Here is a 21641-nt window from a genome sequence, read left to right on the forward strand (position 1 = left end):
AGGCCGCCTGAGCAAGGTCCGGTGACCCGTATAGTTCCGCGATGGAAACGGACACGGTACGGCAGGCTTACACGTCCGTCGCGGAGCTCTACATCGAGCTGTTCGGCACGAAACAGCAGGTGGACGCCGACGACCTCGCCCTCATCAGACGACACCTGGACAGCCGGTCCGGCCGGGTGCTCGATCTGGGGTGCGGGCCTGGCCACCTCACCGGCTACCTTCGCGAGCTGGGCGTCGACGCGATGGGGATCGACCTGGTCCCCGAGTTCATCGCCCATGCGCGGGCGACCCACCCGGGCGTCGAGTTCCACCTCGGCTCGATGGAACGCCTCGACATCGCCGAGGACTCCATCGACGGCATCCTGGCCTGGTACTCGTTGATCCATCTTCCGCCGCCGGAGCTCGACGACGTGCTCAGGGAGTTCCGGCGGGTGCTGGTCCCGGCCGGACGCTTCGTCCTGGGCGTCTTCGCCGCCGAGGAGGTCGGCGCCTTCGACCACAAGGTCCTGACCGCCTACCGCTGGCCGCCCGACGAGATCTCCGAGCGTCTCGCCCGAGCCGGTTTCCGGGAGGTCGAACGCGTCCAGCGGCCCGGCACCGACGAGCATCGGCCGCTTGCCGCCATCGCGGCGATCGCGGTGTGAGGACGCCGAGGGCCGGCCTCCCGTAGCGGGAGACCGGCCCTCGCCCAACTGGCCACACGCGTCGACGCGGGCGTCCGGTACGGCGGCAGCGCTCAGGCGCTGAGCTTCCCGGCAATCTTGACGACCCGCTCGGCCATGTGGTCGAGGGCAGCGAACTGCGCGTCGCCCAGCGGGGCGTCGTTGCTGCCGCCGGTGACGTGCGAGACGCCGTACGGGTTGCCGTCGGCGAACTTCAGCGGGTCGGTGTAACCCGGGGCGACGACCAGGCCGCCGAAGTGGTGGACGGTGTTGTAGAGCGCGAGAAGGGTCGACTCCTGGCCGCCGTGCGCGGTCATCGACGCGGTGAAGCCGGCGTACACCTTGTCGGCGAGCAGCCCCTGCGCCCACTGCGGGCCGAGGGTGTCGATGAACTGCTTGAGCTGGCTGGCGACGTTGCCGTAACGGGTGGGCGTGCCGAACAGCACCGCGTCCGCCCAGACGACGTCGTCGGCGGTCGCCTTCGGCTCGTTCTTCGTGGCGTCGAAGTGCTGGCTCCAGGCGGCGTTGGAGGCGATGGCCTCTGCCGGGGCGAGCTCCGGAACCTGACGCAGCCGCACCTCGGCGCCAGCCTTCTCGCCGGCCTCGGCCAGGCGCTTGGCCATGGCGTGGAGAGTGCCGGTGGACGAGTAGTAGATGACGGAGAGCTTGGTCATCGGAGGCATCCTTCCCAGAGTAGTTGCCGCTGATAAATTTGCGGCCGCAACAATCTCGACTGTAGCAGCCGCCTCGCGACACCCCAACGTCCTGACCATGCCCACTCGGGTGACGGAGCACACCACTCGGCAGACGGGCGCGGGCCGCGGCCGTCCAGCCGATGAGGCGGGACGGTTCGGGCCCCTACGATGAGGCGATGGACCCCGCTGGGGCGCCACCGGCGGCGCGGTACCACCTGCTCGGGCCAGTCGAGGTGCGGTCGGCCGACGGGGAACGGCTGGCCCTCGGCACGCCGATGCAGGTGCGCCTCCTGGCCGTCCTGATGTCGCAGCCGGGCACCGGGTGGTCCATCGACCAACTCGTCGACGAGCTGTGGCAGGGGCGCCCACCGAAGACGGCAGCCGGCAACGTGAAGACCTATGTCTGGGCGTTGCGCCGGGCGTTGCGGTCCCCGGGCTCCCCCGACGCCGCCATCCTCGCCGGGCCCACCGGCTACCGCCTCGCCCTCGACGGGCTGACGATGGACAGTGTGGCCTTCGACGACCTGGCCCAGCGCGGATATTCCGCGCTGCGGCACTGTCACTGGTCAGCCGCCCAGGAGTCGTTCGAGGCCGCGTTGGCACTCTGGCGTGGGGAGCCGTTCGCGGGCCTTCCCGGCTGGGGGGTGCTGCTCTCCGTCCGAGCGCGGCTCCAGGAGCAGCGGTCGAGCCTGGTGGAAGAGGTGGTGGACCTGCAGCTGCGCGCCGGACGGCACCAGGAGCTGATCGAACCGCTGCGGAGCCAGGTCGACGCCGATCCGCTGCGGGAGCGCCCCTGGGGGCAACTGATGGTGGCCCTGGCGCGGGCGGGCCGACGCGCCGACGCGCTGGCCACCTACCGGCAGCTACGCCAACTCCTCGCCGACGAGGTGGGAGTCGAGCCCGGTCCCGATCTCCAACTCCTGCACACCCGCGTCCTGCGGGCCGAGCGGGAGCTGTTGACATCCGAGGCGCGGTCACCGGAACGATGCCCCCCGCGGGTCGTCCCCCGGCAGCTGCCGGCCCCACCGACCCTGTTCACCGGCCGGGCCGGGGAGCTGGCCCGGCTCACCACGCTGCTACTCGGCGACCCCGGCTCGGCCGGCACCGTCGTCATCACCGGTACGGGCGGCGTCGGAAAGAGTTGGCTGGCGCTGCGCTGGGCGCACGACAACCTGCACCACTTCCCCGACGGCCAGCTTCACGTCGACCTGGACGGATTCGGCACCGCGCCGCAGGCGGCGTCACCCTCGGCCGTCGTCGTCCGATCGCTCCTGCCCGCCCTGGGTGTGAAGCCTCTGGAGATCCCCGCCGAGTCGGCGGCCCAGTTCGCCCTGTACCGCAGCCTGACCGCGGACCGGCGGTTACTCGTGCTGCTCGACAACGCCCGCGACGCGGAACAGGTACGGCCGCTGCTTCCGGGGTCGACAGGCTGCGGTGTGCTCGTGACGAGTCGCCACACCCTGCCCGGCCTGGTCGCCGCCGAGGGCGCCCATCCCCTCGCGCTGGACCTGCCCAGCGATGGCGAAGCGCGCCAGCTGCTCGTACGCCGGCTGGGTGCGCAGCGAGCCGCCTCCCAGCCGGCAGCTGTGGACGAGCTGATCAGCCGTACCGCGCGGTTGCCCCTGGCCCTGGCCATCGTGGCCGCGCGAGCCGCCGCCCGGCCCACGTTCCCGCTCCAGGCCATCGCCGACGATCTGGCGGCGACTCGGGGCGGGCTCGCCGCCCTCGCCACCGACGATGCCGCCACCGACGTGCGGACGGTGCTGTCCTGGTCGTACCGACTGCTCAGCGCGGACGCGGCCCGGCTGTTCCGGCAGATCAGCCTGCACCCCGCCGCCGACGTCGGCGCGGCGGCGGCAGCCAGCCTCGCCGGGGCGCCGCCGCACCTGATCCGGCCGGCGCTGGACGAGTTGACCCGGGCGAACCTGCTGGCCGAGGAGTCCCCCAACCGGTTCCGTTGTCACGATCTCCTCCGGGCGTACGGGGAGGAACTGACGTACGCGCTCGACCGCCCGGCCGACCACAGGGCCGTCCGGAGGCGCGTGCTCGACCACTACCTACGCGTCGCCCGTGACGCGGCGAGGCTGGTCGACACCGGTTGGCAGCCGCTCGATCCGCCGCCCCTGCCCGCCGACACGGCACCGCCGGCGTTTGCCGACCACCGGGCCGCGCTGGCCTGGTTCACCATCGAACAGCGGGTGCTGCTGGCTGCCGTCGACGACGCGGTCGCGCACCGTTTCGACGCCCACGCCGGGCACCTCGCCCAGGCCCTCACTCCCCTGCTCAGCAGGCTGTCACAGTGGCACGACCTGGCCGCCGTACAGGCCAATGCGATCACTGTCGCGCAGCGCCTCGGTGATCCGCGGGCCGAGGCGCTGGCACACCGGGACCTGGCGCTGGCACACATCCAGTACCGCCGGTTCGGTGCGGCCCACCATCACCTTCAACGCGCGATGGCACGGTACGACCAGGCCGCCGACCGCCCGGGGCAGGCCAGCGCACACCTGCATCTCGCCTGGCTCTCCGACATCGAGGGCGACGCCCGGGCGGCACTGCCGCATGCCAGGCAGGCGCTGGCGTTGGCCAGCAGCATCGACGACCGGCTCGGCGAGGCTGCTGCGCTCAACGCGCTCGGCTGGAGCCACGCGCGGCTGGACGAGCACGACCGCGCCATCTCCTACTGCGAGCAGGCGCTCGCGCTCTACGAGAAGGCCGAGGACCGGCTCGGCGCGGCCCACACCTGGGACAGCCTCGGCTTCGCCTATCAGGGCCTCGGGAAACATCCGACCGCGGCGGACTGCTACCGGCGCGCTCTGGCGCTCTATTCCGACGTCCAGGACCCGTGCGGAAGGGCGGACACACTCGTCCGCCTCGGCGACACCCACCAGGCGGTGGGCGACCACGACACCTCGGTCGACCTGTGGCGACAGGCGTTGGCGATCCTCGACCGGGTCGGTCATCCGCAGGCCACGGCGCTGTCCGAGCGGCTTGAGGCGTACCGGTGAATGCCTTTCGCCGACCGTCCCCGGACCGGCATGGATCCGACGTGGACCGGGCGTCGGCAGGCTGGGCGAATGTTGACCACGAAGAGCACCACCTTCCGGCATCCCCGCGGGGGCGCCCGGCGACGCCGACGGCTCCTCGGTAGCCTCTCGGCCGTCGTCGCGGTCCTGGTCGCCCTCTCGCTCAACGCTCCACCGTCGCTCGCTGGCACAACCACGCCGGCGGGCGGCGGCACCGGGCCGGTCGCCGCGAACACCGCCAGCGGTGGGAACGGTCGGATCGACTGGCAGGCGTGCCCGGAACAGCCCGACGATCCGGGTACGCGGTGCGGCACCCTGCGCCTGCCGGTCGACTGGGCCCGTCCGGGCGGGGAGACCTTCCAACTGGCCCTGGCCCGGCGTCCCGCCACCGACCCGGCCGCCCGCATCGGTGTCCTGGTCTTCAACCCCGGCGGTCCCGGCCTGTCCGGGGTGGACGTGGCGCTGACGGCCGCCAGCCAGCTCGGGCCGGACGTGCTGCGCCGCTTCGACATCGTCGGCTTCGATCCGCGGGGCACGGTCCGCAGCGAACCGGTGCGTTGCTCGTCGGCGCTGCTGGGCCGGCACCCCTCCCTGACGCCCGCCAACGCTGCGGAGTTCGAGCGGCTCCGTACCTACAACAGCCAGTTGCGCGACGACTGCCGCGCCCGCAGTGGCCCGCTGTTCGACCACCTCGACAGTGTGAGCGTCGCGCGTGACACGGACGCCATCCGGGCCGCGCTCGGCGAGCGGCAGCTCAGCTTCTACCAGTGGTCCTACGGCACACTGATCGGGCAGTCCTACGCGGAGCTGTTTCCTGACCGCGTCCGCGCACTGGTCATGGACAGCGTGATGGACCACAGCCAGGGGGTCAGGGAATACTTCCGCAGCGGGGCGGCCAGCAACGAGGCGCTGTTCCACGAATTCGTGAAGTGGTGCCAGCGGAGCCCCGGCTGCGCGCTGCACGGACGCGATGTGCCGGCGCTCTACGACCGACTGGTGCGCCGCGCCGATGCCGGCACGCTTGTCGACGCGGCCACCGGCACCACGCTGACCTGGTTCGAGCTCGGGTTCGCGACATTCGTCAACTTCTTCGACGCGACCTGGGCCGATCTCGCGAACATGCTGCTCGCCCTGGAGCGGGGCGAGCCCGCCTCACTCGCGTCCCCGATGGTGCCGGTCGACGGCGACACGGACCTGACCGAGTACGCGCTACCGGCGTTCTGCCAGGACTGGTCGCTGCCGATCGACGGGTTCGCCGACTGGAACCGGTATCTCGAACTGTCCCGCGCCGCGGCACCGCACCTGCGGGCCTCCCCGTTGGCCGTCCGCTTCGGCGCGATCTGCCTGGGGTGGACGGCGACCAACCCACAACATCAGCTGCGGGTACGGACGAGCGCGCCGCTGCTGGTGCTCAACGGGCGGTACGACCCGGCCACCCCGTACGACGGGGCCCAGCGGGTGGTGCGTCAGCTCGGCGGCCGGGGCCACCTCGTCACCTACGAGGGGTCGGGCCACGCCAGCTACCCACGGACCGAGTGCACCCGTCGTCAGGTGGAGCGGTACCTCATCACCAGAACCACGCCACCGGTCGGCGCGAGCTGTCCGGCCGCCCCGGTCTGACGGGGCGAGGTCGTCACTGTGACGCCCCAGCTCTCGGCAGGTAGCGCGACCGGTCCGACGTCGTGTCGGTCAGGTCTTCTACGCCGGCGGCTGGGGCGTCGCCGCAACCAGTCGCGGTCAGGAGCCGTCGGGCGGATCGGCGGGTTGCTGTCCCGGCCAGAACGGCCACTCCTCGAATGAGCGGCACCGTCCGTCGTCGGCGAACCGCATGACCCACAGGTCGCGGTACTCCTGGTCGACCGGGTCGCCGTAGCGGACCTCCTGGCGCGACACGGCGGTGTCGCCGTCGACCGCGACGATCTCCGTGGTCAGCTGGAACACCTCGTCGGGGCCCTTGCGCTGCTTCTCCCACATACGGGCGATGGCCGGCAGGCCGACGACGGGGGTCCAGTACGGCCCCTGCTGGTAGCTCGCGTCCTCGGTGAAGAGCGTGACCAGCGCGTCAGTGCCCGGGGTCCGCCAGAGCCGCTCGTAGGTGGCAAGCCACTCCTCGACGTGCGTCCTGTCCATGCCCTCCACCTTGCCATCCGGGGGCCGCCCAGCTGCGAGAACCCGCAGGCCGCGGGTAACGCACCCATCGGGGCGCTCGCCAGCCTCGGGCCTCGGACACCCTTGACATCGACGGGTGTAGCCAGCCACACTCCCGATGCTAATTCGATTTAGCTGCCATCGGAGCCCTCAACTCCCACCACCGGACCAGACCGCGACGAGCGACCACCACAAAGGAGTCTTCGCGCATGAGGGAAACGACCGGAAGACGCAGGCTCCGGCTTGCGATCTCGATTCTCGCGTTCACGGCACTCGCTGCGGGGGCCGTCCTCCCCGCGCCGGCTGCCGCCGCCGGCAGGCCCGCGCCCGTGCCGGGTACGACGGTCAAGGCGGACCGCACCTCACCGACCGGTTACACAGTCACATTCGTCTACCGCAATCCCCATGCCACCCAGGTCCGTCTCGCCGGGGACCTGACCCTGCTCGACGTCGGCACCGGCAGCACGCGTTATCAGCCGGAAGAGTGGCAGCCGGGGCGCTACCACGCCGGCGGCACCGAGTTCCTCCGGGACATGGCGAGGGACCCGAAGGGAAACTGGTCGGTCTCGCTCCCGCTGCACGCCGGAGGTCTCAGCTACTGGTACCGCGTCTGGGACCCGACCCAGGGCTGGGAGAACAAGCGCATCTGGGATCCCGCCTCGACGAACCCTCGGCCGCCGGGCGAGTCCTCGTTCCGGGTCCGGAACAACGACGTCCTCGATGCCGTGTACGTGCCGTACGCCAAGAAGCAGAACGACCCGGTGCTGAAGGAGCGTGCGGACTACGAGTTGCCGCTGGCCGACCGCGCGAAGCGGGGAACCGTCCGGTACGTCCCGTACACCACGATCCTGGGTGACAGCGGCCACTACCTCGGCGTCTACCTGCCGGCCAACTACGACGCCAACCGCGCGGAGCCGTACAAGGTCGCCTATCTCGCCCACGGTATCTTCGGCGACGAGACCGACTTCATGGTCCCCGCGAACGTCCCGAACATCCTGGACAACATGACGGCCAGGGGCGAGATCGAGCCGACGGTGGTCGTCACCATGGGCAACCACTTCACGGGCACCGGCCTCGGCTTCGCGTCCTACAACCAGACCAACGCGGCCAACAACCTGGTCCAGACGATCCTGCCCCTCATCGAGCGCAGCTACAACGTCTCGACCGAGCGGTCCGGGCGCGCCTACGCCGGGTTCTCGTACGGCGGAATGACCGGCGGCGTCGTCATCAAGAACTACCCGACCACCTTCGCGTTCTACGGACACTTCTCCGGCAACCCGTCCCTCACCACCCAGGACTACGACACCATCGCGAACGCGGTCGGGGACGACGACCTCTCCGTCTTCCTCGGCAACGGTGTCTTCGAGGGCAACCTCAACGCCCAGAACGCCATCGCCGACAACTTCCGGGCCCGGGGGTACTCCGCCGCGACGACCCAGGTCCCCGGCGCGCACGACGGGATGACGGCGGGTCAACTGTTCACGATCTTCGCCCGGGATCACCTGTGGTCGGGGGTCGACTCCGTGTCGGTGACGCCGGCGACGGTGAACCTCACCACGGGCTGGAACTGGACCAGGCAGTTCACCGCGCAGGTGACGACCAACGAGGGTGTGAGCCCGGCGGTGACGTGGTCGGTTCAGGGTGCGACCTCCACCGGCACCACCATCTCCGCGGAGGGTCTGCTCTCGGTCGCCGCCGCGGAGACCGCGTCGTCGCTCACCGTCGTGGCGACGTCGGTGGTCGACCCGACCAGATCACGCTCGGCCCAGGTCACCCTGACGCCTCCGGGCCCCGCGCGAGTCACGGTGAAGACGAAGGCCACGCCCGCCTCGGTCGTCCGTGGTGACACGTTCACGCTGACCGTCGACGTGCGGGCGCAGCATCCGCACCGGAAAGCTGCCACGGCGGTGAACGGCGAGGTCGCCGTCACCTTCGGCGGCACCACCCGGGTGGTGCCGCTCCGCGATGGCGCGGCCGTCGTCACGCTGCCGACCGACGGGCTGCCCTCCGGGTCGTACCCGGTGCACGTCGCCTACTCCGGCGACCGGGTCCACGCCCCGACCGCGGCGGTCCACCAGCAGCTGCGGGTTCGCTGACCAACAGGCGGGTGGGCCGGCGACCTCTCGTCGTCGGCCCACCCGTCAGCTGTCCGTCCGGACCGTCAGCTCACGCCCCGGACCGCTTCGATGATCGTCTCGGCGACCTCACCCGGCCGGGCCACCGCCATCGCGTGCGAGCCGCCGACGACCTCGCGCTGCCCCCGGGGATTGGCCCGCTCGGCCATGAAGCGGTGCACCTCGGCGGGAATGTTCTTGTCAGCGTCCCCGAACACGAACCAGCTGGCCAGCGATCGCCAGGCGGGGTCGCCGGTGAGCGTGTCGCCCAGGGCCTGTTCGGTGATCGGCCGCTGGGTCCGCGCCATCAGCGCGGCCAGCTTGTCCGACGCGTCCGCGCAGAACTGCGCGTGGTACTGGTCCTGACCGATCGCCACCTCGTTCCCACCGGTCGACACCGGGTACTGCACCAGCGTGTCGGCGAGCGTGCTGCCGGGGAACTTCGCGGACAGCGCAAGCGCCGACTCACCGGTGTCCGGGGCGAAGGCGTTCACGTACACGAGGGCGCGCACCGAAGTGTCGCCGGCTGCGGCCTGGGTGATCACCATGCCGCCGTACGAGTGGCCGACGAGGACGACCGGACCACCGATGCTACGGACCACATCCCGCACGTACGCGGCGTCGCCGGCGAGGCTCCGCAGCGGGTTCGCAACGGCCACCAAGTCGTACGCGCCGCTCAGCCGCTCGAGCACACCGTTCCAGCTCGCCGACTCGGCGAACGCGCCGTGCACGAGCACGATGGTGGGCTGTGGATCAGGCATGATAGGTGCCCCCTCACTCCGTGAAGCTGTTCACCGCCGGTCGCACTGGTACGCCTGGATACCCGTTACGCGAGTGTGAAACGTCCGGTCCCGATGTGGCAGGAGGCTGCGATGGCTACGACGACGGTGACCGACGTGATGGCCGAGCTGGCCGAGTTGGAGGACCCGAAGGCACGGGAGGTGAACGCCAGACACGGTGACGATCATGGTGTGCACCTCGGCGCGCTTCGGGCCCTCGGGAAGCGGCTGAAGATGCAGCACGATCTCGCGCGCCAGCTCTGGGCGACGGGTGACGCCTCGGCGCGGCTGCTGGCAGTCCTGATCTGCCGTCCCAGGGCCTTCGAGCGGGACGAGTTGGACGCCATGGTGCGCGAGGCGCGCACCCCGAAGGTGCACGACTGGCTCGTGAACTACGTGGTGAAGAAGAGCCCGCACTCCGACGAGCTGCGACTGGCCTGGTTCGCCGACGCGGATCCCGTGGTCGCGAGTGCCGGCTGGGCGTTGACCACCGACCGCGTGACGAAGAATCCCGGGAGTCTCGACCTCCCGGGACTGCTCGATGTGATCGAGACCGAGATGAGGGACGCGCCGGATCGCCTGCAGTGGGCGATGAACCACTGCCTGGCGCAGATCGGCATCGAGCACGCCGAGTACCGCGCCCGGGCGATCGACATCGGCGAACGCCTGGAGGTGCTCAAGGATTACCCCACCTCCCCCGGCTGCACGTCCCCGTTCGCGCCGATCTGGATCGGCGAGATGGTGCGCAGAGCGGGATAAGCCCGCATGGGCGGGGTCGACGCCGTCTCGCGCGCACCCCTATAGTGAGTTCCATTATGGGACTTACTACGTTCTGGCGGTGGTGGGTCGCTGGCACGACCAGCCAACTCGGCTCGGCGGTCGGCGCGGTGGCGCTCCCGCTGACCGCGCTGACAGTGCTCGACGCGTCGGCCTTCGAGATGGGTCTGATCACGGCGGCCAGCTACCTGGCGTACCTGCTGATCAGCCTGCCGGCGGGGGTGATCGTGCAGCGGGTGCCGCTGCGCGGCATGCAGGTCGCCCTGGATCTGGTCCGGGCCCTCGCCATCGCGTCGGTCCCGCTGGCCTGGTGGTTCGACATGCTGACGGTGGCCCAACTGATCGCTGTCGCCCTGGTGGTGAGCTTCGCCAACGTGCTGTTCGACGTGGCGAACCAGACCTTCCTGCCGGAGATCGTGCCGGCCGCGCAGTTGCAGGCCCGCAACAGCCTCACCTCCGGCACGCATGCCGCCACATCGCTGGGCGGACCGTCAGTGGGCGGCCTCGCCGTGCAGGTGCTGGGTGCGGTCCCGACGCTGTTCGTGGACGCCGTCAGCTATCTGCTCTCCGCCGTGCTGCTGCGCACCCTGCCGGCCCGGCGGGTGCAGCGACCGACCGAGCGGCCACCGATGGTCACGATGATCCGCGAGGGCTGGCACTTCGTGCTCCGACACCCGATCATCGGGCCGGCCATGTGGGACGCCACCGCGACGAACTTCGTCAACGGCGCCATGCTCGCCCTGTTCCCGTTCTACCTGGTGCGCGAACTGCACGCATCGCCATTCATGGTCGGGCTGCTGCTCGCCGCGGACGGCCTCGGCACGCTCATCGGCGCCGCACTGACGACCCGCTTCACCGACCGGTTCGGCACCGCCCGCGGCCTGATCATCTCGGCCTTCGTCGGCGTGGTCGGCGCGCTCATCATCCCGCTGGGCACCGGCACCGCCGCGTTCCTGGCCTTCGCCGTCGGGAACCTCATCTTCGCCGGCTCCACTGTGGTGCTCAGCGTGACCACCCGTACCTACCGGATGCTCGCCAGCCCGCCGGAACTGCTGTCCCGGGTGATCGCCACGGTCAAGTTCGTCTCCTGGGGTGCCATCCCGGTCGGCGGTCTCCTCGCCGGCATCCTGGCCGGGCCACTCGGCGCCCGCACCACCCTGCTGATCTTCGGGGCGCTCACCGTGCTGTCCCCGATCATCTACCTGTCGACGCCGATCCGTCGGCTGCGTGACCTGCCGCTCGACCCCGCGCCGACACCCAGCGAGGCCCGGGTCTGACCCGGCCGGGTGCGTTCCCGGCCTCTGTCCACATCGCTCGGTCGGGATATCGACGGAAGGTGTAGCCCGCGATCTGCCGGGGCAAGAACCGCGCATGGAGGGAGCAGCACTGTGCGAGGGGCGACTGCTCGGCCAGCGACACCGGATCGGTGAGCCGGACCGGGCAGGGCTGGCGACCCCGCGGCCGACGGCCTCCGTCTGATGCGGCTGAGGCACAGCCTCCCCCCGGTGGCGCTCGGCGCAGTGGCGCTCGGCGCGGCTCTGGGTGCCGACCCCGCCCATGCCGACACGCCGTCGCCGTCGCGTCTGCCACTGATGGAGGTCACCGCCTCGCCGAAGGCCATCACGGGTTCGGTGGCCGACGTGGTCGAGGCGCAGCCGATCGTCCCCCTGCCCCTGCCGACCGCCGTCGTTCCCCTGCCCCTGCCGCTACCGTCGACGGACCCGCTGCCGCTGCCGTCGGCCGTTCCGCTGCCGACGCCGTCGACCACACCCTCCACCGCCCCGCCACGTCGGCCGGCCCGTACGCCATCGTCGTCGCCGCCGGCCACACCGGCACCGTCGGCCTCGGCGTCCCCGGGGGCACGCGTTGCCTCGCGGCCATCGCCGGCACCGTCGACGCGTGTGCTGGCGACGACGCCCCGGGACACAGGCCACAGCACGTTCGATGGCCTGACGTCGAAGCGGGCGCGGGCGACGATGACCAGCGCCACCGGGCAACGGCCCAACCCGCCCGCCCGTCCCGCACCGGGGCCGCCGGCGGTCGTGCTGGCCCTCGCGTCGGCACCGACCGGCGCCGGCACCGGCGGCGCTGACCCACCCACGTCGACAGCCGACGCTCCGCCGCCCACCTCGCCGCTGCGCCCAGGGCTCACCGTCACCAGCGTCGACAGGCGCGCTACCAGCCGTCCCGTGGAGCGGGGCCCTCCCCCGCCCCGACAACTCCTGATCACCCACCCACGTCCACGACGTTGATCAGGAGAGGTTCATGGAAATCGCCGTTATCTGGATTCCCGCCCACATCGAGCCGTCGGAGCCCGCCGTCGCGAGGTGTCTCAGCCACCTTCGCCGACACTCCTACCGATTCGCAGGAATCATGCGGGCCCCGTGGGAGACCGTCGAGCAGACGATGATCGACGGGGAGGTGGATGTCGTCGTCATCGCCGACGTCGCCCACCTCCCGCCGGATCGGTCCCCCCGGATCGAGCTGGCCGGCTCCCCCGGCATCGACGCGGACGGGGACCGAACGGTTCCGGACACACAGTTCGGCTGACACCACGAAGCGCCCCGTCCGCTATGGACGGGGCGCTTCGTCGATCTGGCTTCTCGACCCAGACCAGTGCTGATCAACGCGACGCCGTGGACGACGGCAGAAGCTACTTCGACGTGACGCCGTCGTACGGGTCCCAGTGCGCCGCGTAGCGCAGCAGCGAGCGGGCCAGGTCCGGGTTTGCCGCCGCCCATCTGGTGTCGAAGAGAAACCACTGGTCGAACCCGAAGAAGTCGTCGATGTATCGAGCGACCTGCACGATGTGCGCATCCAACCGGATCAACGACCCGACGGACGGCTCCGGGGTCATCATCTCCAGCGTCTCCCGGTGGATCTCGTGGTGTGCGGACACGAGGTCGAGATTGGCGGGCGACGGGTCGTATCCGGGCAGCCGGGCGTAGCGCGCCAGCGCCACGCCAGCGTCCTCCTCGTCCGGCGCGATCAGGGCCCGCAGCAACCGGGCGTCGTGCGGCCAGAGCCGGGTGTCGGGCGCGTCGGCGGCCCGAAGACGGGCGGCGAAGCCCGGCAGAGTGAGGCCGGGGAAGACGAGGGCGCCAGCCAGATCCAGGTTCGTCTCGATACCAGGCGGATCCCAGCACAGACGGACCGAGAAGACGGCCTCCGGCCCGGACGGAGCGATGCGGACGGTACGGACCGGCACGCCATGCTCGAAGACCGCACCGGGCGCGGCGGCGTCGGGGGGCAGCGGCCAGGTGTCGTGGAGCAGGTACGCGAGCCGGTCAGGCGACGCGGCGGCGGCGTCGTCGTCGATGAAGTAGTAGGCCAGATCCACCTCGTCGTCGTCGGTCCGCACACGCAGGGCGTGCTCACCGAGCCGGATGAACGTGCCGTCGTCGTCGCCCTCCACCCAGAGGTGCTCGTTCAGCAGGTCGCGCAGTTCGTCAACCGTCTCCGGCCGCGGCAGGTGCCGCTCCTGGGCCTCGTCGAAGATCGAGTCCAGACCGTAGACGATCTCGCCCAGCTCGCTCTCGATCCAGCCTCGCGGGTCGTCGCAGCTCCAGCCCCGACGGAACCAGTCGAGCACTGTCGTGTCGGACACGGTGACCACCCGCTTGCTGAACGGCGATTCCTCGCGCCAGCGACAGACGAAGTACATGCGGCGCACTCTAGGCGGGCTGACCGACAGCGAATCCGTGCCGACTGCACGGCGATCGTCGCCGGCACGAGCCGCGGCGTCCACCCGGGAAACTCGTACCACCAGAATGTCGGGCGGTGGCATCATGCCGCCATCACCGGGACTGACAGGGAGCAGACCATCGGCACCTCCGACACGATCACGCTGTGGCGGCCCACCGGACAGGCCGAACTCGACCTCGTGGCGGCGGCCGGCTGGCGGGCCTGGCCACCACGCCTGCCCGACCAGCCGATCTTCTACCCCGTGCTCAACCGCTGGTACGCCACGAAGATCGCCCGCGAGTGGAACGTCCCCGCCGAAGGCGTCGGCTACGTGACCCGGTTCGACGTGCGGCGTTCCTACCTGGACCGCTACCAGGTTCAGCAGGCCGGTGGTCGCGATGTGCTGGAGTACTGGATCCCGGCCGAGGAGCTTGACGATTTCAACGCCCACCTCGTCGGCGCGATCATTGCGGAGGCCGAGTACCGGGGCCCCGTCGACGACGAGGAGTTCACCGACGCGGAGGAGGCCCTGGGTCGGGCGCTGCCCGAGGCGTGGCGCACCTACCTCCAGGGCGAGTCGTGGTTCCGGCGAGGTTGGATGACCACCGAGGCCTACGTGTGGCTCAATTCGCCACGCGAGACGCTCGAGGTGCACGAGGCGTGGGACCAGGCCACCGTCACGCACCCCGGTATCGCGATCATCGGCGGTGACGGTTCCAGGGAACAGCTCGTCCTCGATCTGCGCAGTGACCCCGCCCCGGTGCTGCTTGTCGACATCGCCAGCGACGGGTGGGACACCGCCATCCGGCAGGCCGACGATGTCAGTCAGCTCATCGACCGCATCGAGGCGGGCACCTTCGCGTTCGACCTGAAGGACTGACCCGAACCCGGGCAACGAGCTACCGCTCACCCTTGCCCGGTCACGACCCCACCGCGAACCCCCTGGGTCAGGCCGCGACGGCCGCCCGGACGTCGTCGTCGGCGGCGCGCAGCCGGGCTGAGGCCTCCTCGGCGGTGCAGTTCGCCAGCAGCAGCACGATCGCCGTCTTGGCGTGCCCGTGCGCCGCCGCGAGCGCCCGCGCCGCCGTGTCGAGGTCGGTGTCGGCGGCCTCGGCGACGATCCGCCGCGCCCGGTCGACGAGCTTCTCGTTGGTGGCGTTCATGTCCACCATCAAATTTCCGTAGACCTTGCCGAGCCGGGCCATCGTGGCGGTCGAGAGCATGTTGCAGACCAGCTTCTCGGCGGTGCCGGCCTTGAGCCGGGTGGAGCCGGTGAGCACCTCGGGACCGGTGGGCACCTCGATGGCGACGTCGGCGTGCCGGCTGGTCACCGCCTCGGTGTTGCAGGCCACGGAGACGGTCGCCGCGCCAATCGCACGGGCATGGTCCAACCCACCGACCACGTACGGGGTACGGCCGCTGGCGGCGAGCCCGACCACCGTGTCGCGGGCGGTCAGGCCGACCGCGTCGAGGTCGGCGACGGCGCGGGTCGGGTCGTCCTCCGCACCCTCGACGGCGACGCCGAAGGCTCGTGCCCCGCCGGCGAGCAGACCGACGACCCGCTCGGGCGTCGTACCGAAGGTGGGTGGGATCTCGGCGGCGTCGAGCATGCCGATCCGGCCGCTGGTGCCGGCGCCGAGGTAGATCAGCCGTCCGCCCTGACGGAGCGACGCCACGATGACGTCGACGGCGGCGGCGATGTCCGGCACGGCCCGGCGGACGGCGTCGGCGACGGTCCGGTCCTCGTCGTTCATCGCGAGAAGCAACTCGGTGGGAGACATCCGGTCGAGGTCGCTGGTCTTGTCGTTGCGGGTCTCGGTGCCGAGGGTGCTGAGGTCCACGGGGTGCTCGTTCCTCTCGCTGGTGTGCAGTCGCCAGCCGGCGGGGAGAGGTTTCCGGTCGCCCGGCGGCGGCGACGGCTCGCCGTCGAGCGCGTCTTCGCGACCTGCCGCCGCGGCCAGGCTGAGGGCGCAGCCGCGAACAGTCCCCGTATCAGCAGGCTGAAACCACAGCGTAACCAGCCCGGACGGGCGGTGGCAAAAAGTTTCGCGTTAGGGTGGGTCAGCGTCACTTATTGACAACCGCTGGTTGGGAGCGAGCCGTGCGTCAACTCGACCTCGTCGTGATCGTGCTGTACCTCGTGGTGATCGCCTTCGTCGGACTTCGCCTGTCCGGTAAACAGAAGTCCGCCAAGGACTACTTCGTGGGCGAGGGTCGACTGCCCTGGTGGACCGTCTCGTTCTCCGTGGTCGCCACCGAGACCAGCGTCCTGACCGTGATCAGTGTTCCCGGCGGCGCCTACAGCGGTCAGGGCTTCGGCAACGTCGAGCTGGCCCTGGGCTACGTCATCGGTCGGGTCGTCGTGGCAGCGGTGCTCATCCCGCTCTACAAGCGGGGTGGGTTCGTCAGCGCCTACCAGTACCTCGGTGAGCGGTTCGGCCTGAAGCTCCAGGGCCTGGCCTCCGTGACGTTCGTCTTCACCCGGCTCCTCGCCGAGGGCGTACGGCTGTTCGCCTCGGCCATCCCCATCAAGCTCCTTCTCGACGAGTTCGGGCTCAATGTCGGTTATCAGGCCATCATCATCGTTCTCACGCTCATCACGGTGATCTACACCTACCTCGGTGGCATCAAGGCGGTCATCTGGACCGACGCCATCCAGATGGGTCTGTACCTGGGCGGGGCGATCCTGGCCATCGCGGTGCTCAGCCACGCCGTCGGCTTCGACGGCTACTCACAGGCGCTGGACGCCGGCAAGTTCCAGCTCTTCGACACCAACTTCACCCTCGCGCACGTGCTCACCAGCCCGTTCGCCCTGCCGACCGCGATCATCGGTGGCGCGATCTTCGCGATGGCCAGCCACGGGTCGGACCAGCTGATCGTCCAGCGCATCCTGTCCACCCGCACACTGCGGGAGGGGCAGAAGGCGATGATCTCCTCGGGCATCTTCGTGGTGATCCAGTTCGCCGCGTTCTCCCTGGTGGGGGCGCTGCTGTGGTCGTACAACAAGGGTCAGACCTTCAAGGAACTCGGCCTGGCGAGCAGCGACAACCTGTACCCGAGCTTCATCCTGCACGCCCTGCCGGTGGGCATCTCGGGTCTGCTGGTGGCCGGCATCCTCGGCGCCGCGATGGGTTCGCTGTCCTCGGCGTTGAACTCGATGTCGAACTCCACCGTCGCCGACTTCATCCACAGCTTCTTCCGCAAGGTCCCCTCCGACGACGCGATGCTCCGACTCGCCCGGGTGATGACCCTGGTCTGGGCGGTGCTGATGGCGGTCTTCGCCTGTGCGTTCAGCTCCAGCACCGGAAACGTCTACCTGACCGGTTTGACCATCGCCGGCTACACCTACGGGGCGCTGCTCGGGGCCTTCCTGCTCGGCCGCCTCGTCAAGCGGGCCAACCAGGTCGACGCGGTGATCGCCTTCCTCGTCACAGTGGCGGTGATGACCTACATCGTCCGCTATGTCAAGATCGATGTGACGACGGCGGGTACCACCACGGCCACCGCCATCGCCGCCCAGTGGCTGGTCCCGATCGGCGTCCTGATCACCCTGGTCGTCGGCGCGGTGTCCAGCTGGTTCCACAGGGCCCCGGAGACGCCGTACGACCATGGGCGTAAGGACGAGGTCGACGACGACGCGGCGGCGACGCCCGTCGGCCGGGCGTGAAGGAGGACGTGATGCGCGTGATCGGCCTGATGTCCGGAACGTCCTACGACGGAATCGAAGCCGCCGCGGCCGAGTTCGAGCTGAGCGGGGACACCCTGCGGATGCGACCACTCGGCCGGCTCAGCCACCCGTACTCCGACGAGTTGCGCACGCAGATCGCCGCGGCCCTGCCGCCCGCGGCGACCACCACCGAGGCGATCTGCGTGCTGGACACCGGCATCGGCCAGGCTTTCGCCGAGGCCGGCGTGCGGGCCCTCGCCCACCTGTGCGACGGCACTGCCGACCTGGTCGTCTCGCACGGGCAGACCATGCACCACTGGGTCGAGGGCGGCACGGTTCGGGGCACTCTCCAGCTGGGCCAGCCGGCCTGGATCGCGGAGGCCACCGGTCTTCCGGTCGTGGCCGACCTGCGCAGCCGCGACGTGGCCGCCGGCGGACAGGGCGCTCCCCTGGTCGCCCTCTTCGACGCACTGCTGCTGGGTGGCCTGCCCGGCGTCCCGGCCGCGCTGAACCTGGGCGGCATCGCCAACATCACCGTCGTCGCGCCGGACGCGGACCCGCTCGCCTTCGACACCGGGCCGGCGAACGCGCTCCTCGACGCCGCCGCCCGCCACTTCAGCGGGGGCACCGAGGAGTACGACCGGGACGGGCGCGGGGCCGCTGCCGGGCAGGTGAACCCGGACCTGCTGCGCCGGCTGCTCGACGAGCCGTACTACCGGCTGTCCAGCCCGAAGAGCACCGGGAAGGAGCTGTTCCACAGGCCCTACCTGCTCGCCGCCCTCGCCGACGCGCCCACGCCGGACCCGCAGGACGTGTTGGCCACGCTCACCCGGCTGACGGCGGTCACGGTGGCCGACGCCTGCCGCGACCACGGCGTCACCCGGCTCGTCGTCTCCGGCGGCGGCGCACACAATCCGACGCTGATGCGCATGATCGCCGACGAGCTGCCCGGCGTCGAGCTGTCCTCCAGTGACGACCTGGGCATCGCGTCGGACGCCAAGGAGGCGCTGGCCTTCGCGCTGCTGGGCTACCTGACCGTGCACGGGCTGCCGGGCACACTGCCGTCGGGCACCGGCGCGCGGCACGCCTCCGTGCTCGGCAGCATCACCCCCGGCCGGCAGCCGCTGCGGCTGCCGGCCCCGGTCGGAACCGCTCCCGACCGGTTGCTGATCGTCGCCGACTGACCGTCCCTTCCAGGGAGGATCGCCCATGAGCACCGTGGTACCCACACCAACCGCGGCCGGCGCTCGCGCCCGCGCGGTCGCCGAGTTGCTGCGCTCGCGCCTGGATGATCCGAGCCGGGCCAGCGCCGAGCTGCCCCGGAGGCTCGCGGCGGCACACGACGCCTCGCCGTACCTGTTCGAGCCGCAGGCAGTGGTTCGCGCCGCCTCGGCCGCCGAGGTGTGGGCGCTGATGGCCGGCGCCCGGGAGGCCGGCGTGCCGCTGACCCTGCGCGGCGGCGGCACCAGCCTCGCCGGGCAGGCCGGTGGCGCGGGCGTGCTTGTCGACGTCCGCACCGACTGGCGGCACGCCGAGGTCCTCGACGACGGCCGCCGCATCCGCCTCCAGCCGGGCCTGACGATCCGGCAGGCCAACGCCCGGCTGGCCCGCTACCGGCGCCGGCTCGGCCCGGACCCGGCCAGCGAGGCCGCGTGCACGGTCGGCGGCATGGTGGCCAACAATTCCAGCGGGATGACCTGCGGCACCACCGACAACGCGTACCGCACCATGGAGTCGCTGCGCTTCGTGCTCCCGTCCGGCACCGTCGTCGACTCCGGCGCCCGCGACGCCGACGACCGGCTACGGGTCGACGAGCCCGAGCTGCACGCCGGGCTGCTGCGACTGCGCGACCGGGTGCGATCGGCGCCGGGGTCGCGCGCCACCATCGAGCGGCTGTTCGCGATGAAGAACACCATGGGGTACGGGCTGAACTCGCTGCTCGACCACACCAGCCCGGTCGAGATGCTCGCCCACCTGATGATCGGCAGCGAGGGCACGCTCGGCTTCGTGGCCGAGGCCGTCTTCCGTACCGTCGAGATCCACGACCACGCCGCCACCGGCCTGCTGATCCTGCCCGGTCTCACCGACGCCACCGACGCGCTGCCGGCCCTGCTCGCCGCCGGCGCCCGTACCGCCGAGCTGCTCGACGCGGCCGCGCTGCGGGTCAGCCAGCGCGACCCGGGCGCCAGCCCGGCCCTGCGCGGGTTGACGGTCACCGGCCACGCCGCGCTGCTTGTGGAGTTCGCCGAGGACAGCGCGGAGGAGTTGGCCGCGACGCTGGCCGACGCCCGGCCCGTGCTCGACCGGCTGCCGGCCGTCACCGGCACCGAGCTGACCCGCGACCCACGCGAACGGGCCAACCTCTGGCACCTGCGCAAGGGCCTCTACACGGCCGTCGCCGGGGCCCGCCCGCCCGGCACCACGGCCCTGCTGGAGGACGTCGCGGTCCCGATGCCACGCCTGACCGGCACCTGCGACGGGTTGATCCGCCTGTTCGACAGGCACGGCTACCCGGACGCGGTGATCTTCGGACACGCCCGCGACGGCAACCTGCACTTCATGCTGACCCAGTCCTTCGACACCCCGGCCGAGATCGCCCGCTACGCCCGGTTCACCGACGACATGGTCGACCTGGTGCTCGCCGAGGGGGGAACACTCAAGGCGGAGCACGGCACCGGCCGCGCCATGGCGCCCTTCGTCCGCCGGCAGTACGGCGACGAGCTGTACGACGTGATGCGCGACCTCAAGCGGTTGTGCGACCCGAGCGGACTGCTCAACCCCGGTGTGCTGCTCAACGACGACCCGACCGTGCACCTGCGGCAGCTCAAGGCCGTCCCGACTGTCGACCCCGAGCTGGACGCCTGCGTCGAGTGCGGCTACTGCGAGCCGGTCTGCCCCACCGCCGACGTCACCACCACGCCCCGGCAGCGCATCGTCCTGCAACGGCAGATCGCCCTCGCCACCGCCGCCGGCGACGAGGAGCGCCGCCGGGAGCTGACCGCCGACTACGAGTACGCCGCGGTGGACAGTTGCGCCGCGGACAGCCTCTGCGTCACCGCCTGCCCGGTCGGCATCGACACCGGGGCGGCGATGAAACGGCTGCGCGCCGAGCGGCACAGCCCTCGCGCCCAGCGCACCGCCCGCACTGCCGCCCGGCACTGGCAGGCCGCCGTGACCGGCGTCCGGGTGGGACTGACCGCCGCGCACGCCGTACCGACGCCGGTGACCCGCGCCGCCACCGGGATGATCCGTGGGCTCGGCGCCACCGAACTCGTGCCGGCGTGGAGCGACGACATGCCGCGCGCCGGCGCGCCCCGCCCCACCCCGCGCAGCGCGCCGGACGCCCAGGCGGTGTTCTTCGCGGCCTGCGTCGGCAGCCTCTTCGCACCGGAGGACGGCTCGTCCGGCGGTTCGGCGGCAGCGTTCCTTCGCCTCTGCGAACTCGCGGGGGTGCCGCTCGTCGTACCGACCGGCACGGCCGGTCTGTGCTGCGGAACCCCGTGGCAGTCCAAGGGCTACCCCGCCGGCCACCGCGAGATGGCCGAGCGGACCCTGACCGCGCTCTGGGTGGCCAGCGACGAGGGTCGCCTGCCCGTCGTGTGCGACGCGTCGTCCTGCACGCACGGGCTGACGCAGCTGACCGCCGCGCTGGCCGAGGAGGACCAGGCCCGGTACGGCGCGCTGCGCTTCGTCGACAGCGTGACCTTCACCGCCGAGCACCTCCTGCCGGCGCTGCCGCAGCCCCGGCGACTGGGCTCACTGGCCCTGCACCCCACCTGCTCCACAGTGCACCTGGGCGGCATCGACGACCTGCGCGCGGTGGCCGGGGCGGTCGCCGACACCGTCACCGTGCCGGACAGCTGGGGGTGCTGCGCCTTCGCCGGTGACCGGGGGCTACTGCACCCCGAGGTCACGGCCGGCGCCACCGCGGCGCAGGCCGCCGAGATCAATCAGCGTGACCACGACGCATACGCCTCCTGCAACCGCACCTGCGAGATGGGCATGAGCCGGGCCACTGGCCAGCCGTACCGGCATGTGCTCGAGGTGCTCGTCGAGGCGATCGAGCCGCCCGCGTAGCCAGTGCCGTACTCA

The 21641-nt window shown here is 71.2% G+C and carries 16 protein-coding genes and 1 pseudogene; 12 read left to right on the forward strand and 5 right to left on the reverse strand.

Annotated features, from left to right (window positions below; all coding sequences use genetic code 11):
• Window positions 1–41 precede the first annotated feature (41 nt).
• Complete coding sequence (locus IW249_RS29735; protein ID WP_196923812.1) at window positions 42–644, forward strand: class I SAM-dependent DNA methyltransferase; 603 nt, start codon at window positions 42–44, stop codon at window positions 642–644.
• Window positions 645–736: 92 nt separating this feature from the next.
• Here the strand turns inward: IW249_RS29735 and wrbA are convergent, their stop codons facing one another.
• Window positions 737–1345: an NAD(P)H:quinone oxidoreductase gene (gene wrbA, locus IW249_RS29740; protein ID WP_091399821.1), complete on the reverse strand. Its 609-nt coding sequence runs from the start codon at window positions 1343–1345 to the stop codon at window positions 737–739.
• A gap of 188 nt (window positions 1346–1533) precedes the next feature.
• On the opposite strand from wrbA, the gene IW249_RS29745 reads away from it, so the two are divergent.
• On the forward strand, window positions 1534–4362 hold the full coding sequence (locus IW249_RS29745) for an AfsR/SARP family transcriptional regulator (RefSeq protein WP_196923814.1): 2829 nt from the start codon (window positions 1534–1536) through the stop codon (window positions 4360–4362).
• Window positions 4363–4431: 69 nt separating this feature from the next.
• Window positions 4432–6000: an alpha/beta hydrolase gene (locus IW249_RS29750; RefSeq protein ID WP_196923815.1), complete on the forward strand. Its 1569-nt coding sequence runs from the start codon at window positions 4432–4434 to the stop codon at window positions 5998–6000.
• 117 nt (window positions 6001–6117) lie between these two features.
• Here IW249_RS29750 and IW249_RS29755 read toward each other — a convergent pair whose 3' ends face one another.
• Window positions 6118–6510 (reverse strand): YybH family protein, encoded by a 393-nt coding sequence (locus IW249_RS29755; RefSeq protein ID WP_196923816.1) that lies wholly within the window; start codon window positions 6508–6510, stop codon window positions 6118–6120.
• A 347-nt stretch (window positions 6511–6857) separates the two neighbouring features.
• On the opposite strand from IW249_RS29755, the gene IW249_RS29760 reads away from it, so the two are divergent.
• Window positions 6858–8624 (forward strand): alpha/beta hydrolase-fold protein, encoded by a 1767-nt coding sequence (locus IW249_RS29760; RefSeq protein WP_196923817.1) that lies wholly within the window; start codon window positions 6858–6860, stop codon window positions 8622–8624.
• Between the two features lie 65 nt (window positions 8625–8689).
• Here the strand turns inward: IW249_RS29760 and IW249_RS29765 are convergent, their stop codons facing one another.
• Window positions 8690–9403, reverse strand: a complete 714-nt coding sequence (locus tag IW249_RS29765) for an alpha/beta fold hydrolase (RefSeq protein ID WP_196923818.1) — start codon at window positions 9401–9403, stop codon at window positions 8690–8692.
• Window positions 9404–9514: 111 nt separating this feature from the next.
• Here IW249_RS29765 and IW249_RS29770 point away from each other — a divergent pair, with 111 nt between their 5' ends.
• From IW249_RS29770 to IW249_RS29785, 4 genes are all read left to right on the forward strand, one after another.
• Window positions 9515–10180 (forward strand): DNA alkylation repair protein, encoded by a 666-nt coding sequence (locus tag IW249_RS29770; protein WP_196923819.1) that lies wholly within the window; start codon window positions 9515–9517, stop codon window positions 10178–10180.
• A gap of 56 nt (window positions 10181–10236) precedes the next feature.
• Window positions 10237–11475 carry an MFS transporter gene (locus IW249_RS29775; RefSeq protein ID WP_196923820.1) on the forward strand — a complete coding sequence of 413 codons (1239 nt, stop codon included), beginning with the start codon at window positions 10237–10239 and terminating at the stop codon, window positions 11473–11475.
• Between the two features lie 228 nt (window positions 11476–11703).
• Window positions 11704–12450: a hypothetical protein gene (locus IW249_RS29780; protein ID WP_196923821.1), complete on the forward strand. Its 747-nt coding sequence runs from the start codon at window positions 11704–11706 to the stop codon at window positions 12448–12450.
• 13 nt (window positions 12451–12463) lie between these two features.
• Complete coding sequence (locus tag IW249_RS29785) at window positions 12464–12748, forward strand: hypothetical protein (protein WP_196923822.1); 285 nt, start codon at window positions 12464–12466, stop codon at window positions 12746–12748.
• Window positions 12749–12851: 103 nt separating this feature from the next.
• Here IW249_RS29785 and IW249_RS29790 read toward each other — a convergent pair whose 3' ends face one another.
• Window positions 12852–13862, reverse strand: coding sequence for a hypothetical protein (locus IW249_RS29790; RefSeq protein ID WP_196923823.1), 1011 nt, complete (start codon window positions 13860–13862; stop codon window positions 12852–12854).
• 159 nt (window positions 13863–14021) lie between these two features.
• Between IW249_RS29790 and IW249_RS29795 the strand changes: the two are divergent.
• Window positions 14022–14369 (forward strand): annotated as a pseudogene (locus tag IW249_RS29795) (ADP-ribosylation/crystallin J1); the annotation flags it as partial.
• Between the two features lie 460 nt (window positions 14370–14829).
• Here IW249_RS29795 and murQ read toward each other — a convergent pair.
• The gene (gene murQ / locus IW249_RS29800) at window positions 14830–15723 is read right to left on the reverse strand and encodes an N-acetylmuramic acid 6-phosphate etherase (protein WP_196923824.1); all 894 of its coding nucleotides are present in this window, start codon (window positions 15721–15723) and stop codon (window positions 14830–14832) included.
• Window positions 15724–15983: 260 nt separating this feature from the next.
• Between murQ and IW249_RS29805 the strand changes: the two genes are divergently transcribed.
• From IW249_RS29805 to IW249_RS29815, 3 genes are read left to right on the forward strand one after another with little or no spacing between them, the layout of a single operon-like run.
• Window positions 15984–17549, forward strand: coding sequence for a sodium:solute symporter (locus IW249_RS29805; protein ID WP_196923825.1), 1566 nt, complete (start codon window positions 15984–15986; stop codon window positions 17547–17549).
• A gap of 11 nt (window positions 17550–17560) precedes the next feature.
• Window positions 17561–18733 (forward strand): anhydro-N-acetylmuramic acid kinase, encoded by a 1173-nt coding sequence (locus tag IW249_RS29810; protein ID WP_196923826.1) that lies wholly within the window; start codon window positions 17561–17563, stop codon window positions 18731–18733.
• A 25-nt stretch (window positions 18734–18758) separates the two neighbouring features.
• On the forward strand, window positions 18759–21626 hold the full coding sequence (locus IW249_RS29815) for an FAD-binding and (Fe-S)-binding domain-containing protein (protein ID WP_196923827.1): 2868 nt from the start codon (window positions 18759–18761) through the stop codon (window positions 21624–21626).
• The last annotated feature ends 15 nt before the right edge of the window (window positions 21627–21641 follow it).

It is taken from the genome of Micromonospora vinacea (genome assembly GCF_015751785.1).
Taxonomy (GTDB): Bacteria; Actinomycetota; Actinomycetes; order Mycobacteriales; family Micromonosporaceae; genus Micromonospora; species Micromonospora vinacea.